General features: G+C 70.2%; 13 protein-coding genes. 7 read left to right on the plus strand and 6 right to left on the minus strand.

Annotated features, from left to right (window positions below):
- The first annotated feature begins 27 nt into the window (after positions 1-27).
- Positions 28-741 carry a demethylmenaquinone methyltransferase gene (locus tag AB0L91_RS08660; RefSeq protein WP_365008355.1) on the plus strand — a complete coding sequence of 238 codons (714 nt, stop codon included), beginning with the start codon at positions 28-30 and terminating at the stop codon, positions 739-741.
- Positions 742-926: 185 nt separating this feature from the next.
- The gene (locus AB0L91_RS08665) at positions 927-5,150 is read left to right on the plus strand and encodes a bifunctional nitrate reductase/sulfite reductase flavoprotein subunit alpha (protein ID WP_365008357.1); all 4,224 of its coding nucleotides are present in this window, start codon (positions 927-929) and stop codon (positions 5,148-5,150) included.
- Here the strand turns inward: AB0L91_RS08665 and AB0L91_RS08670 are convergent, their stop codons facing one another.
- On the minus strand, positions 5,151-6,194 hold the full coding sequence (locus AB0L91_RS08670; RefSeq protein WP_365008358.1) for an aldo/keto reductase: 1,044 nt from the start codon (positions 6,192-6,194) through the stop codon (positions 5,151-5,153). It abuts the gene before it with no gap.
- 82 nt (positions 6,195-6,276) lie between these two features.
- Between AB0L91_RS08670 and AB0L91_RS08675 the strand changes: the two genes are divergently transcribed.
- A complete protein-coding gene (locus tag AB0L91_RS08675; protein ID WP_355273874.1) occupies positions 6,277-6,888 on the plus strand; it encodes a TetR/AcrR family transcriptional regulator C-terminal ligand-binding domain-containing protein in 612 nt (203 codons plus the stop codon).
- Between the two features lie 6 nt (positions 6,889-6,894).
- On the opposite strand, the gene AB0L91_RS08680 is transcribed toward AB0L91_RS08675, so the two are convergent.
- Entirely contained in the window at positions 6,895-7,653 is a 759-nt protein-coding gene (locus tag AB0L91_RS08680) for a hypothetical protein (RefSeq protein ID WP_365008361.1), read from the minus strand.
- Positions 7,654-7,696: 43 nt separating this feature from the next.
- Positions 7,697-8,296: a TIGR03086 family metal-binding protein gene (locus AB0L91_RS08685; protein WP_365008363.1), complete on the minus strand. Its 600-nt coding sequence runs from the start codon at positions 8,294-8,296 to the stop codon at positions 7,697-7,699.
- A 156-nt stretch (positions 8,297-8,452) separates the two neighbouring features.
- On the opposite strand from AB0L91_RS08685, the gene AB0L91_RS08690 reads away from it, so the two are divergent.
- A complete protein-coding gene (locus tag AB0L91_RS08690; RefSeq protein WP_365008365.1) occupies positions 8,453-8,689 on the plus strand; it encodes a hypothetical protein in 237 nt (78 codons plus the stop codon).
- A 10-nt stretch (positions 8,690-8,699) separates the two neighbouring features.
- Here AB0L91_RS08690 and menD read toward each other — a convergent pair whose 3' ends face one another.
- The 3 genes from menD to AB0L91_RS08705 form a co-directional block, all read right to left on the minus strand.
- On the minus strand, positions 8,700-10,331 hold the full coding sequence (menD, locus tag AB0L91_RS08695) for a 2-succinyl-5-enolpyruvyl-6-hydroxy-3-cyclohexene-1-carboxylic-acid synthase (protein ID WP_365008367.1): 1,632 nt from the start codon (positions 10,329-10,331) through the stop codon (positions 8,700-8,702).
- A gap of 264 nt (positions 10,332-10,595) precedes the next feature.
- Positions 10,596-10,907, minus strand: coding sequence for a hypothetical protein (locus AB0L91_RS08700; RefSeq protein WP_365008370.1), 312 nt, complete (start codon positions 10,905-10,907; stop codon positions 10,596-10,598).
- A 378-nt stretch (positions 10,908-11,285) separates the two neighbouring features.
- Positions 11,286-11,732, minus strand: coding sequence for a hypothetical protein (locus AB0L91_RS08705; RefSeq protein ID WP_218719592.1), 447 nt, complete (start codon positions 11,730-11,732; stop codon positions 11,286-11,288).
- A gap of 141 nt (positions 11,733-11,873) precedes the next feature.
- Here AB0L91_RS08705 and AB0L91_RS08710 point away from each other — a divergent pair, with 141 nt between their 5' ends.
- The 3 genes from AB0L91_RS08710 (at position 11,874) to menE (ending at position 14,587) form a co-directional block, all read left to right on the plus strand.
- Positions 11,874-12,767 carry a 1,4-dihydroxy-2-naphthoyl-CoA synthase gene (locus AB0L91_RS08710; protein ID WP_302875141.1) on the plus strand — a complete coding sequence of 298 codons (894 nt, stop codon included), beginning with the start codon at positions 11,874-11,876 and terminating at the stop codon, positions 12,765-12,767.
- A gap of 14 nt (positions 12,768-12,781) precedes the next feature.
- Positions 12,782-13,174 (plus strand): VOC family protein, encoded by a 393-nt coding sequence (locus AB0L91_RS08715; protein ID WP_365008374.1) that lies wholly within the window; start codon positions 12,782-12,784, stop codon positions 13,172-13,174.
- 279 nt (positions 13,175-13,453) lie between these two features.
- The gene (menE, locus tag AB0L91_RS08720; protein ID WP_357344191.1) at positions 13,454-14,587 is read left to right on the plus strand and encodes an o-succinylbenzoate--CoA ligase; all 1,134 of its coding nucleotides are present in this window, start codon (positions 13,454-13,456) and stop codon (positions 14,585-14,587) included.
- Positions 14,588-14,632 lie beyond the last annotated feature (45 nt).

A 14,632-nucleotide genomic window follows, 5' to 3' on the forward strand; every position in this document is an offset into this window, starting at 1 on the left:
GGGACGCGCGCCGGATAAGCTCGAATCGTGGCGACAACAGAGCAGCGGGAACCGATTCGGGCATCGCTGGACAAGCAACCCCACGAGGTCGCGTCGATGTTCGACGGTGTGGCCAAGCGCTACGACCTCACCAACACGGTCATCTCCGCGGGCCAGGATCGATACTGGCGGTGGGCGACGCGCCGCGCGCTCGGATTGCGGCCGGGTGAGCGGGTTCTCGACCTCGCCGCGGGCACCGGCGTCTCGACCGTCGAACTCGGCAAGTCGGGCGCCTGGTGCGTGGCCGCCGACTTCTCCCAGGGCATGCTGGCTGCCGGTCGGTTCCGTCAGGTGCCGATGGTCGCCGGTGACGCGATGGCCCTGCCCTTCGCCGACGACTCCTTCGACGCGGTGACCATCTCCTTCGGCCTGCGCAATGTCGCCGATATCGACCTCGCGCTGCGCGAGATGCTGCGGGTGACCAAACCGGGCGGCCGGGTGGTGGTGTGCGAGTTCTCCACGCCGGTGTTCGGGCCGTTCCGCACCGTCTACATGGAGTACCTGATGAAGGCGCTGCCGCGGGTGGCGCGCGCGGTCAGCTCCAACCCCGACGCCTACGTCTACCTGGCCGAGTCCATCCGCGCGTGGCCGAACCAGCGCAGGCTGGCCCGGCGCATCGCCGACGCCGGGTGGGATTCGGTGCAGTGGCGCGACCTCACCGGTGGTGTGGTGGCGCTGCACCGCGGCTACAAACTGGGCTGAACCGCCCCGATCCCGGGGTGAGTCCCGTCACCCCGGGGCGGCGCGCGACGCTCGGCGATGCACCGGAATGCGCCCTGATCAGGCCCGATATTCGCGGCCGGACCTCACGACCGAAATTTTGACGTGTGAGGTCGATTGTCACCTGGACATAACGTTCGGTAAATCGAGCGCAACGACAGGTGCGGATGATCGAAGGCATGACAGGGGAAGCTGACATCCGCGACACGGACACTGTGCGTTCACAGTGCTCGTACTGCGGCGTCGGCTGCGGCATCACCGTCCAGACAAAGACCGATCAGTCGGGTGCACGGTTGATCGCCAAGGTCAGCGGCGACAAGCTGCATCCGGCGAACGCGGGCAGGCTGTGCACCAAGGGCGCGACGCACGCCGAGATGATGGCCGCCCCCGGCCGGATGGACACCGCCTACCACCGCCCCGAGCGCGGCCAGGTCCCCGTCCCGCTGCCGGTCGACGAGGCCGTCCACGAAACCGCCACCCGGCTGCGCGCCATCCTCGACGAGCACGGGCCCGACGCGATCGCCCTCTACGTCTCCGGGCAGATGTCGCTCGAGGCCCAGTACCTGGCGACCAAGCTGGCCAAGGGCTACCTGCGCACCAAGCACATCGAGGCCAACTCCCGGCTGTGCATGGCCAGCGCGGGCACCGGCTACAAGCAGTCGCTCGGTGCCGACGGCCCGCCCGGCTCCTACGACGACTTCGAGCACGCCGACCTGTTCCTCGTCTCCGGCGCGAACATGGCCGACTGCCACCCGATCCTCTACCTGCGGATGGCCGACCGGCTCAAGGCCGGCGCCAAGCTGATCGTGGTCGACCCGCGCCGCACCGACACCGCGGCCCGCGCCGACCTGTTCCTGCAGATCGCGCCCGGCACCGACCTCGCGCTGCTCAACGGCCTGCTGCACCTGCTCGTCGCCGACGGCGCGATCGACACCGCGTTCATCGCCGAGCACACCGAGGGCTGGGACGCGATGCCCGAGTTCCTCGCCGACTACCCGCCCGCCCGGGTCGCCGAGCTCACCGGCCTGGCCGAGGCCGACATCCGGACCGCGGCGACGATGATCGCCGAGGCGGGCGAGTGGATGTCGCTGTGGACGATGGGACTCAACCAGTCGACCCACGGCACCTGGAACACCAACGCCCTGGTGAACCTACACCTGGCGACCGGCGCGATCTGCCGTCCCGGCAGCGGCCCGTTCTCGCTCACGGGCCAGCCCAATGCCATGGGCGGACGCGAGATGGGCTACATGGGCCCCGGTCTGCCCGGCCAGCGCAGCCTGCTCTCCCCCGCCGACCGGACCTTCGTCGAGACCGCGTGGGACCTGCCCGCCGACACCCTGCGCACCGAGGCGGGCCCCGGCACCATCGACATGTTCCGCGGCCTGGCCGACGGCGAGATCAAGGCCGCGTGGATCATCTGCACCAATCCCGTCGCCACCGTGGCCAATCGCAAGACGGTGATCGCGGGGCTGGAGGCGGCCGAGCTGGTCGTGGTGCAGGACGCCTACACCGAGACCGCCACCAACGCCTACGCCGATCTGCTGCTGCCCGCCACGCTGTGGGCCGAGGCCGACGCGGTGATGGTGAACTCCGAGCGCAATGTCACCCTGCTCCAGCAGTCCGTCGATCCGATCGGTGACGCGCGGCCGGACTGGCTGCTGATCGCGCAGGTCGCCACGGCCATGGGCTTCCCCGGATTCGACTTCGCCTCGAGCGCCGAGGTTTTCGCCGAGATCCAGCGGTTCACCAATCCGGCCACGGGCTACGACCTGAGCGGCATGAGCTACGAGCGGTTGCGCGAAGGCCCGATGCAGTGGCCGTGCAACGACAGCGCCGCACCGCGCAATCCGATCCGCTATCTCAACGACGGCGTCCACCAGCCGCTGCACGTCGAATCCGACGGCACCACACCGCGACTGGCGTTCGCGACCCCGAGCAGGCGCGCGGTGTTCTTCCCCCGTCCGCACCTGCCCGCCGCCGAACTGCCCGACGACGACTACCCGTTCCTGCTGAATACCGGCCGGTTGCAGCATCAGTGGCACACGATGACCAAGACCGGCAAGGTCGCCAAGCTGACCAAGCTCAACGGCGCTCCCTTCGTCGAAGTGCATCCCGAGGATGCGCGAAATCTGGATCTGCAGCCCGGCGACCAGCTCGAAATCGCCTCGCGCCGTGGCCGTGCCGTGCTGCCGGTGCAGATCAGCGATCGGGTCCGGCCCGGCGATTGCTTCGCTCCTTTCCACTGGAACGACGAACAGGGCGAATATCTGACGATCAACGCTGTCACCAACGACGCGGTGGATCCCGCCTCGCTGCAACCGGAGTTCAAGGCGTGCGCGGTGGCGCTGCGCCGGGTCGGGCCCGCCGCCGCTCCCGAGCAGGCGCCGGCCCATCCCACCCAGCTGTCCGCCCCGCCGAGCGCGCATCCGCTGGCCGGGATCCTCGGCCTCGACGCGGGTAGCTCGCCGACACTCAGCGAGACCGAGCGCATCTACCTCGGCGGATACCTCGCCGCGTTGCAGTCGCTGCCGGTGTCCGGGCAGCCGGTGCTGCCCGCGAGCGCGCCGCTCTCGGCCCAGTCCCGTCTCTGGGTCGACGGGCTGCTGGCCGGGATGTACTCCCGCACCTCCGGCGCCACCGCCGACGCTCCGGCCGCCGATGCTCCGGCGGCCGCCCCGGTGACGGTCCTGTGGGCATCGCAGACCGGCAATGCCGAGGAACTCGCGGCCACCGTCGCCGCGCGCCTGTCCGCCGCCGGATTCCTGCCGTCGCTGCTCGACATGGATTCCTGTGAGCTGTCGGCGCTCACCGGCGACATCCTCATCGTCACCAGCACCTTCGGTGACGGCGGCCCGCCCGACAACGGCGCCGACTTCTGGAGCAGGCTCGAGGACAGCATCGTCCGGCTCAACGACGTCCGCTACGCGGTCTTCGCCCTCGGTGACTCCTCCTACGACGACTTCTGTGGTCACGGCCGCAAACTCGACCGCCTCTTCGCCGCGCGCGGCGCCAAGCCGCTGGTGCCCCGCGTCGATAGCGAACCCGACTTCGCCGATGCCGCCGAGCAGTGGCTCGACGACGTCCTCGCCGCGCTCGGCGGGTCGACGCCAGGCGACGACACCCCGCCGGAGGGGCCGGGCATCGACGCCCCGGAGCCGCACCAGGTTTCCGGCTCGTCGCTGCCCCAGCCGACCGGTCGCGGCGGCGCGATCGTGCTCGATCGCCCGCTCGCGCCGGCGCCCACTCGGGTCAAGCGCACCGCACCCGCGCCCTTCACCCGCCAGTCCCCGGTCCGCGCGATGCTGATGCGCAACGAGATCCTCAGCGCGCCGGGTTCGCCGAAGGAGGTGCGCCGCTTCGGTTTCGACCTGCACGACCTCGACGCCAGCTACGAGGTCGGTGATTCGCTGGGCGTCCTGCCCGCCAACGGCCCGGAGCTCGTCGAGGAGTGGCTCACCGCGACCGGCCTGGACGGCCGCCGCGTGATCGAGCTCGACGACCGCGAGCTCACCCTCGCCGAGGCACTGCGCACCCACTACGACATCACCAAGGTGAGCCAGGACCTGCTCGGCTTCATCGCCGAACGCAATCCGCACCCGCAGCTGGCCAAGCTGCTGCGGCGCGACAACCGCAACGAACTGGCCAACTACCTGTGGGACCGGCAAGCCGCCGACGTGCTGCGCGACTTCCCGGTGCGCACCGATCTGGTCGACTGGCTCGGCACCATGAAAAAGCTGCAGCCGCGCCAGTATTCGATCTCCTCCAGCCCACTGACCACCCCCGACGAAGTGCAGCTGACCGTCGGCGTCGTCCGCTACGGCGAGCCGGCGGGCAACTCCGCCCGGCGCGGCGGCGTGTGCTCGACCTTCCTCGCCGACCGGGCCGGCGCCGAGGTGCCGATCTTCCTGCAGCGCGCGCCGCACTTCCGTCCGCCGCTGGACCCGAACGCCCCGATGATCATGGTGGGCCCCGGCACCGGTATCGCCCCCTTCCGTGGTTTCCTGCACGAACGCCGGGCCATGGGCGCGACCGGACGCAACTGGCTGTTCTTCGGCGACCAGCACGCCGCCCAGAACTTCTACTACCGGACCGAGCTGGAGGACATGTTCCGCTCCGGCTTCCTCACCCGGCTGGACCTGGCCTTCTCCCGCGATCAGCGCGAGCGGGTCTACGTCCAGCACCGGATGATCGAGCACGGCGCCGAGCTGTGGTCGTGGCTGCGCGACGGCGGCCACTTCTACGTCTGCGGCGACGCGGCCCGGATGGCCAAGGACGTCGACGACACCCTGCTGCGCATCGCCCAGATCCACGGGAAGCTGGACGAGGCCGGTGCCCTGGCCTTCAAGAAGCAGCTGGTCGCCGAGAAGCGCTACGTCCGCGACGTGTACTGATCACGCCGCCCGGACGGTCGGCGGATTCAGCCGGGTGAAGTCGGGCAGCCGGTGGTACGGGTAGTACGGGTACGGCGGCGTGGTCGCGCTCGCGGCGTCGAGGGCGGCCCGATGCTCCGGTTCCAGCTCCCAGCCGACCGCGCCGAGGTTCTGGCGCAGCTGTTCTTCGTTGCGGGCGCCGATCAGCACGCTGGCGACGGTGGGGCGGGTGAGCAGCCAGTTGAGGGCGATCTGCGGGACGCTGCGGCCGGTCTCGGCGGCGATCCGATCGAGGACGTCGACGATGTCGTAGAGGTGTTCGTCGTCCACCGGCGGACCCGCTTGCGCCGTCTCGTGCAGCCTGCTGCCCGCCGGTAGCGGCTGGCCACGCCGGACCTTGCCGGTGAGCCTGCCCCAGCCCAGCGGACTCCAGACGATCGCGCCGACACCCTGATCGGCGGCGAGCGGCATGAGCTCCCACTCGTAGTCGCGGCCGACCAGCGAGTAGTACACCTGGTGCGCGACCGGCTTTTCCAGGCCGAGCGCCTCGGCGGTGGACAGCGTCTTCATCAGCTCCCAGCCGGCGAAGTTGGAGACACCGACGTAGCGGATCTTGCCCGCGCGGACGAGATCGTCGAGGGCCGTGAGGGTTTCCGCGAGCGGGGTGCCCGCGTCGAAGGCGTGCAGCTGGAACAGGTCGAGGTAGTCGGTGCCGAGCCGGCGCAGCGACGCGTCGACGGCGCGGATCAGCCGGGCCCGGCCCGCACCGGCCTCGTGTGCGCCCGGCCCGGTCGGCAGTGCGGATTTGGTCGACAGCAGCACCTGCTCGCGCCTGCCCTTGATCGCCGCGCCGAGCACCTCCTCCGAGGCGCCGTCGGAATACACATCCGCCGTGTCGAACAGGGTGACGCCCGCCTCCAGGCTGATATCGACCAGGCGCCTGGCCTGCGCCGCGTCGGTATCGCCCCAGGCGCTGAACAGCGCGCCCCGTCCGCCGAAGGTGCCCGCGCCGAAACCGAGCGCGGGAACGTGCAGACCCGATGCGCCGAGCCGCCGGTACTCCATGAGAACTCCTAAAGGGTCTATAGTTCCGTTAACACTTCGGACAGTACACCCGTTGCGCGCTAAATGAAACTGGAGTTCCGTTATGAATCACGACATCGCCTGGCCGGGGTCCGTTCGCCCAGGTGGACGCACCGCCCGGGTCCGCGAATCGGTCCTGCAGGTGGCGGGCGATCTGATCGCCGACCGGGGCTTCGTCAGCCTCGATCTGGCAGAGGTCGCCGCGACGGCGGGCGTCGGCAAGACGACGGTCTACCGGCGCTGGCGCACACCGGCGGGCCTGGTCGCCGATCTGCTCGTCGACATGGCCGAGCAGTCGCTGCCGCGCGCCGACACCGGCGCCCTGCTCGACGATCTGACCGCCAATGCCCGGCTGGTGGCGAAGACGCTCGCCGACCCGCGCCAGGGCAATCTGTTCCGCGCCGTCATCGCCGCGGCCACCGGAGACGAGGTCACCGCCACGGCGCTGCACACCTTCTACGACACCCGGCTCACCGAGTGGGCGCCCTGCGTCGAGGACGCCGTGGCGCGCGGCGAGGCGCCCGCGGGCACCGACGCGCGCGCGGTCCTGTCGGCGGTGTCGGCGCCGCTGTACTACCGGCTGCTCGCCAGCGGTGACCCCATCGACGACAGCGCCGCCGACCAGTCGGCGCGGGCGGCCACCCTCGCCACGATCGGCGGCGCCTTCGTCCGCTGAACCGGCCTACTTCGAGACGAATTCGGCCAGCGCGCGCTGGTATTCGGCGAGATCGGGCTCGGTGTGGATCTTCGGGTTGTCGCCCTTGGTGAGCGCCGAGAACGGGCAGTCGGGCGTCGACTTGCCCGCCAGTTCGACGGTCCCGACCGTGCGGCCGGTCCGTGCCTCGCGGATGGTCACGTCGTAGCGACCTTGATAGAGCGGCAGCGTGCTGCTGGTGAACTTGCAGTCGGTGAGGAACTTGCCGTCCTCGGCCTCGTCGAGGCAGGCGATGAGCTGCACGTCGGCGGGTTTCAGCCCGCGGCCGCCCCACTCGCGCGGCGCGTCGGAACCACCGATCTCGGCCTCCGAGGTCCCACCCACCTGCTCGTCGACGAACGCGACCACCGGATGCGGTGCGGGCCCGCCGAATTCGGCCGCGGACGGGAAGAACTTGCCGCCCATGTCATGGCAGGCCGACTCCATGTCGCGCACGTTCGCCAACTGGCCCTCGTACTCCTTCGGCGTCCAGAAGGTCCAGTACACCGCGTAGCCGACCGCCCCGATGACGGTCACCAGCGCGATCACTCCCACCACCCTGGACTGCTTGCCGAACAGCGGACCGGTGGCCCCGGTTCGCTTGCGCACCATGGCGACCACGATCGCGATCAGCGGCGCCAGCGCCAGCAGCGCGAAGATCACGGCGACCACCACGCTGCCGTTGGTGAAGGCCATCCAGGAGAACAGCCCGGCCAGGGCCATCAGGATCAGAACGAGTTGCAGCACAACGAAACCCCCCAGGTTTACCGTCAAACGTGCTGCGACCGTATCAAACCCGCCGGTCCGCTGCGATCGCAGCCGGACGCCAGCCCGGATCGCGTCCGGTCAGCCCGAGCAGGCGGTCGAACGCGGGCGCGGCGTCGGGCACGGCGACGACCGGACCGAACAGCCCGGGGGTGCCGTCCGGGTCGGTGTCGCGCAGGAAGTCGAGCAGGATCGCCAGATGGTCCGGATCGACAGTCACGGACTGTCCCGTGGCGACCGCGAGATCCCAGGCGTGCACGGTGACCTCGTCGAGCGCGACGGTGGCCATGATCGCCGCGGGCAGCACGATGCCACCGGCCTCGGCGTCGCCGTCCCAGGCCGCGGGGACCCGCCAGGCCTCGGTGAGCGCGGCGAGCTGGGCGGGGATCAGGGTGCGCCAGTCGACGGCCAGCGGGCTGTCCAGGATCGGCGGCTCCGAACGGCCGACGGACTCCTTGGTGGCGGCCTGCCGGAAGGCCTCGGTCAGCCCGACGACGTGGGCGAGCACCTGGCGCACGGTGGTGTCCTCGCACGGCGTCAGGGCGTCGAGCCGGTCGTCGGGGATCCCGGCGACGACGTCGGCGAGGGTGCGGGCGGCGAGGGCGAAGTCGAATTGCGGTTCCATGGACGCTCCTGGGCGAGGACGGACTCGGTCACCAATGCAGACGACACGAGCCGCGCGATCTCATCGGCGCGCGGGTTGCCGAGCGCTGCCGATCGGCGCACGCTGGATGGCGGAACGATCAGCGACACCGTGCGAGGCGACAACCGAGGAGCACCGATGATCGACTACACCGCCCGGCCGCTCGACGAAGTCCCCGAGGCCGATCGGATCGAACAGGAACAATCGGCCTTCGCCGCCGACGATCCCGACGACCCGGCGTTCTTCGATGCCGCCCGATACTCCGACGAGATGGCGGCCAATATCGACCGCGACGCCGACACCGCGAACGCCGCCGACGTGATCGAGCAGACGATCCCGGTCCCCTACGAGGACGAATTCGTCGAGGAGCCGTGACCGGCCACGCCTAGCCCGCGATCTTGGCGCGCACGGTGGCGTGCAGTTCGCGCAGGCTGGAGCGCTCCGTCGCGACCTCGAGCACGCGCAGTCCGTGCGCGTCGCCCGCCAGCTCCACGGCCAGCTCCGCCGGGTCGACCTGGCGGTGCGGGATGCGGTAGGCCGCGCACAGGGCGGCCAGGTCCATGCCGTGCGGGGTGCCGAAGACCCGCTCGAACACGCCCGCGTACTGCGGATCACCCTGTTCGAGCAGCTCGAAGATGCCGCCACCGTCGTCGTTGGCGACGACGATGGTGAGGTTGTCGGGTCGCGGCTCGCCACGACCGATCAGCAGGCCGGACGCGTCGTGCAGGAAGGTCAGGTCGCCCATCAGCGCCACGGTGCGGCCGGGATGGGCCAGTGCGGCGCCGACCGCGCCGGAGACGGTGCCGTCGATGCCGGCGACGCCGCGGTTGGACAGCACCCGGACACCGGGACGTGGATGCGAGACCAGCGCCGCGTCGCGGACCGGGTTGGAGGCGCCGAGCAGCAGCTGATCACCCTCGCGCAGCGCGTCCATGACGACGGCCGCGACGTGCAGGCCGGTGGCCTTCGGGTGGGTGGCCAGTTCGGCGCGCACCACCGATTCCGCCTGCCGGTTCAGATCGACGCAGCGTGCCAGCCACTCCGGCCGCGGGGCGCCGGTGGTGACCGCGCGGGTACCGGTGCCGACGACATTGCCGGAGACATCGGGCCAGCGCGGGCCGGTGGTGAGCGCGAAGACGGTGACATTCGGGTCGGCGAGCACCCGCGAGACCTGCCGGTGCAGGGTCGGGCGGCCGGTGATGATCGCCTGCGTCGGCTTCAGCAGCGACAACGCGAGCGGATGCAGGGCGGGACCGTGCATCGGTGCCGTCGGCTCGGCCACGGTCGGCAGCTCGGCGAGTTCGGGCAGCAGGCGCGCGCCGTGGCCGGAGATGACGACGGTGTCGGGCGTCAGGTCGATGTCGAGCGGCACGTCGAGGGTGGCGTACTGGGTGGCGGTCCAGGGCTGTTCGCCGTCGCGGCCGGTGGGCAGCGGATCGTCGGAGAGCTCGGGCACCAGCGGCTCGCGCAGCGGGATGTCGAACTGCACCGGACCGGCATTGCCCGACCTGGTGCCGCGCGCCGCGGCGAGCACCCGGCACACCGAGGAGCGCCAGACGCTGTTCTGGCGCGGATAGGCCGACTCCCCCGCCTCGGCTTCGGCGAGCCCGAGGCTGATGGTGGCCCGCACCTGGCTGCCGAACAGACCCAGCTGCTCGACCGTCTGGTTGGCGCCGGTGCCGAGCATCTCGTACGGCCGATTCGCGCTGACCACGATCAGCGGCACCCGGGCGTAGTTGGCCTCCAGCACGGCGGGGCCCAGATTGGCGACGGCGGTGCCCGAGGTCATCACGACCGGCACCGGCCGCCCGGAGGACACCGCGAGCCCGACCGCGAGGAAGCCCGCGGTGCGCTCGTCGATGCGCATGTGCAGCCGCAGCTGTCCGGCCACGTCCGCCGCCTGCAGCGCGAAGGCCAGTGGGGCGTTGCGCGATCCGGGGCAGAGCACGACCTCGCGGACGCCGCCGCGCACGAGCTCGTCGACGACCACTCGTGCCTGCGCAGTTGACGGATTCACAATCCCAGAGTGTCAGACCGGACCACACGCGTCTGCCCCCGGCCCGCGTTGTCTGCGTCACCGGCCGGGCGGACCGGCCACCGCAACCGGCGGATCGGCGGTACGGTCACGTGTTTCGACCGTCCGATATCGGCGCTCGCCGAAGCGTTTCCATAATGACGTGGGAGTTATTCGGCGACCGGGTGTCCGATATGCCGAAAAAAGGGAATTCGGCGACAGATTCACCACTGCCGCCGAATTCCGGAAAAACACACACAGATCAGCTCAGGACGCGGCGGGCGGGGGCAGCAGACCGTTGATACCGGTGATCAGGTCGATGACGTTGACCAGTGCCGAGGTCCCGCCGTCGAGCGCCGAGCTGCCCGAGTCGAGCACGCCGGCACCGGCGGCCGAACCGGTGGTCAGGGCGGCCGAACCCGAGGACAGGTCGGCGGAGCCACTGGCCAGATCGGCCGAGCCACTGAAGGATCCGGTCGCCGAACCCGAGTCGGCGCTCGCGACGGCGACGGGACCGAGGAACATCACGGCGGCGGCCGCGGCGGCACCGGTGGCGGCGAGAGTCTTGCGAGAGATCATGGGACCGAACTTCCTTCTCGAACCGAACCGAGCGGAAAAGTCATATTCCGCGTCGTGGTAATTCGCCTTCCGAATCACCTGAAATCGAACGTAATCGATTCGGAACGGAAAGAGTCAATCGCGCGGAACCGTCGCCGCGCGTCCGGAATTGTCGGCAACCTTCGATTTTCCCGCTGTTCACCGACGGCGTTGCCCGGCTCACAATCGCAGCTCCGGAATTTACCGCCGACCGGGAAATGCTGTGGCGGCGACCGCCCCATCCCCCGTTACGTGAGTGTGGTCACCCACCGACGCGAAAGGCCGGTGCGGACGGGTTCGCACCCGGGGCCGCACCGGCCTCACGTTCGATCTGACGCGGGGGCTACCCCGCCATGGGACTCAGCCCGCGTGCTTCTGCACCAGGTCGGCCACCCGCGGCAGGGCCTCGACGACGTGCTTCTTGGCCGAGCCACGCATGGAGGAGTACACCTTCTGCAGGGCGGGACGGCTCGACGCGTCGGCGCGGGCGTCGGTGACGGCCAGCAGCGACTCGGCGACCTCATCGGACTTCGAGGTCAGCAGGTCGGCGAAGGTGCCCGCACCCGAGGTGGTGAATTCGGCCCAGTACGGCTGGAGCTGATCGAGCAGCTTCGGCGCCAGCGAGGCCAGCGCATCGGGAACGATGGTCGGGCTGATCTTCTTGACCGCCGCGTAGCCACCCTTCACGGCCAGGCCGGACGCACCACCTTTGTCCGAGACCTCGGCGTCGAGAACTTCGACGGCGTCGGCGAGAAAAGCCGGACGCTTGGTGTCGTCGAGCAGGGATTCAGACAGCGCTGCAACCACTTTCAGGTTCCTCCGGATCGGTTCGTTGAACGAGCAGCCGCAACTATACGCACCGGGTCCGGGAAACACGCGCCGACCGCTCGAGCTGCGGTGTTACGACCTCGTACCGGTCCGCCGGACGGTAGGGCAATAATCAGGGTCGTGACTTTCGATCCGAAGCTGTGGCGGCCCGTCCCCGGGTTCGAGGACCTGACCGACATCACCTACCACCGACATATCGAGCAGGGCACGGTGCGGGTGGCGTTCGACCGGCCGGAGGTGCGCAACGCGTTCCGTCCGCACACCGTCGACGAGCTCTACCGCGCGCTCGATCACGCGCGGATGTCACCCGATGTCGGCGCGGTGCTGCTCACCGGCAACGGCCCCAGCCCCAAGGACGGCGGCTGGGCCTTCTGCTCCGGCGGCGACCAGCGCATCCGCGGCCGCAACGGCTACCAGTACGCCGAGGGCGAGACCGCCGACACCGTCGACACCGCGCGCGCGGGCAGGTTGCACATCCTCGAGGTCCAGCGGCTGATCCGCTTCATGCCCAAGGTCGTCATCGCGCTGGTGAACGGCTGGGCGGCCGGTGGCGGGCACAGCCTGCACGTGGTCTGCGACCTGACGCTGGCCTCGCGCGAGCACGCGCGGTTCAAGCAGACCGACGCCGACGTCGGCTCGTTCGACGGCGGCTACGGCAGCGCGTACCTGGCGAAGATGGTCGGGCAGAAGTTCGCCCGCGAGATCTTCTTCCTCGGCAGGCCGTACACGGCCGAGGAGATGCACCAGATGGGCGCGGTGAACAAGGTCGTCGACCACGACGAGCTGGAGAACGTCGCGCTGGAGTGGACCGCGGACATCAACGGCAAATCGCCGCAGGCCCAACGGATGCTGAAATACGCTTTCAACCTGCTCGACGACGGCCTGGTCGGCCAGCAGCTCTTCGCGGGCGAGGCGACCAGGATGGCGTACATGACCGACGAAGCGGTCGAGGGCCGCGACGCGTTCCTGGAGAAGCGCAAGCCCGACTGGGCGCCCTACCCCTGGTACTTCTGAGAACGGACGGCCCCATGGACATTCTCAACAGCCGGATCATTCTGCGGCCCAGCGACTATGCCACCACGCTGGCGTTCTACCGGGACGGCCTCGGCCTGGCGATCGCGCGGGAGTACCCGGGCGGCACCGTGTTCTACGCCGGACAGGGCCTGATCGAGGTCGCCGGGCACGGCGGCAGCGGCGAGCCGGGCCGGTTCGACGGCGCGATCTGGCTGCAGGTGCGCGATGTCGCCGACGCGGCGGCGGAGTTGGCGCTGAAGGGAATTGCCATCGAGCGCGCACCCGAGCTCGAGCCGTGGGGCCTGTGGGAGATGTGGGTGCGCGACCCGGACGGCATCGCGATCGTTCTGGTACAGGTTCCTGCCGAACATCCGATCCGGCGGGATCCGCGCTGGTCGGCGGAGTGAACGAGTGGTTATCGCGGCGGACCCGAGTTGCCGATCCGGGTCCGGCCGCGCACGATAGCTGCGAGCAAGCGCCCGACCGCCGTCGTCCGGAGCGCAGTGCGCGTCGTCGTCCATCTACTGAATCGCAGTCGCTATGCCTGCCTTGTGGCGAACGTTATCCCGGCAAACCGACCCGTTGGCCGGGTCTCGGCCGTCGCATGACACGATCGAAGCCGTGAGGGAGCGCAGCAAGCTGTATCCGGAGGTGGTGGCGTGAGTAGAACCCTGCGGACGCTGCAGATGCCGACCGGTTCCGGTGTCGGCGAAGTGCTTCCCCACCTGCGTCAGGCGCTCGACGGCAACGGCCCGGCGTGGCTGCCGATCCCGACCACCGATCGCCGCGAGGCGCGCAGGCTCTCCGACGCGCTCAAGCCCGGCGATCCGATCGACGACGACGTCGCGCTGGTGGTGACCACCTCCGGCACCACCGGTATCCCCAAGGGCGCGCTGCTCGGCGCCGAAGCCCTGCGGGCCAGCGGTAACGCCACCCACGACCGGCTCGGCGGACCCGGCAGCTGGCTGCTGGCCCTGCCGACCCATCACATCGCGGGCATCCAGGTGCTGCTGCGCAGCATCCTGGCCGGCACCGAGCCGACCGTGCTCGACGTGTCGGGCGGGTTCCTGCCCGAGGCGCTGGCCGGCGCCGTGGCCGCCATGCGCGGGCCGCGCCGCTACACCGCGCTGGTGCCCACCCAGCTGATCAAGTCGCTGGATTCGCCGGTGGCGGCCAAGGCGCTGGCCGAACTCGACGGCGTGCTGGTCGGCGGGGCGGCGACACCGCTGCCGGTCTACGAACGCGCGCGCGAGGCGGGCATCACCGTCGTACGGACCTACGGCATGAGCGAGACCTGCGGCGGCTGCGTCTACGAGGGCGTGCCGCTCGACGGCACCGAGGTGCGGATCGAGGACGGCCGGGTGCTGCTCGGCGGCGCCATGATCGCCCACGGGTACCGCAACCTGCCCGATCATCCGGCCTTCGCCGAACCCGGCTGGTTCCGCACCGAGGACGCGGGCGCCTACGAGGACGGCGTGCTCTCGATCAGCGGTCGACTCGACGAGGCGATCATGACCGGCGGCCTGCTGGTGATTCCGCAGGTGGTGGAGGCCGTGCTGGCCAACCATCCCGGGATCAGGGAGTGCATCGTGCTCGGGTTGCCCGACGAGCGGCTGGGTCAGCGGGTCGCGGTCGCGATCGTGCCGACGCCCGGCGCCGCGCCGACGCTGGACGAGATCCGGGCCCACGTGGTCGCCGAACTCGATTCCATCGCCGCGCCGCGTGAGCTGGCCGTGCTGACCGAGATCCCGCTGCGCGGCCCCGGCAAGCCCGACCGCGCCGCCCTGCGCGAACACCTGCTGGCCAACACCCGGAGCTGACGCTCACCGGTCCCTTGCGTGGCCACGCCATCGCGACGCAAGGGC

The sequence above is a fragment of the Nocardia sp. NPDC051833 genome (assembly GCF_040681225.1).
Taxonomy (GTDB): domain Bacteria; phylum Actinomycetota; class Actinomycetes; order Mycobacteriales; family Mycobacteriaceae; genus Nocardia.

Coding starts and splice junctions, on each gene's coding strand:
- AB0L91_RS08665 (WP_365008357.1), top strand. CDS start 927: ATGATCGAAGGCATGACAGGGGAAGCTGACATCCGCGACACGGACACT.
- AB0L91_RS08670 (WP_365008358.1), bottom strand. CDS start 6,194: ATGGAGTACCGGCGGCTCGGCGCATCGGGTCTGCACGTTCCCGCGCTC.
- AB0L91_RS08675 (WP_355273874.1), top strand. CDS start 6,277: ATGAATCACGACATCGCCTGGCCGGGGTCCGTTCGCCCAGGTGGACGC.
- AB0L91_RS08685 (WP_365008363.1), bottom strand. CDS start 8,296: ATGGAACCGCAATTCGACTTCGCCCTCGCCGCCCGCACCCTCGCCGAC.
- AB0L91_RS08690 (WP_365008365.1), top strand. CDS start 8,453: ATGATCGACTACACCGCCCGGCCGCTCGACGAAGTCCCCGAGGCCGAT.
- AB0L91_RS08700 (WP_365008370.1), bottom strand. CDS start 10,907: ATGATCTCTCGCAAGACTCTCGCCGCCACCGGTGCCGCCGCGGCCGCC.
- AB0L91_RS08715 (WP_365008374.1), top strand. CDS start 12,782: ATGGACATTCTCAACAGCCGGATCATTCTGCGGCCCAGCGACTATGCC.
- menE (WP_357344191.1), top strand. CDS start 13,454: ATGCCGACCGGTTCCGGTGTCGGCGAAGTGCTTCCCCACCTGCGTCAG.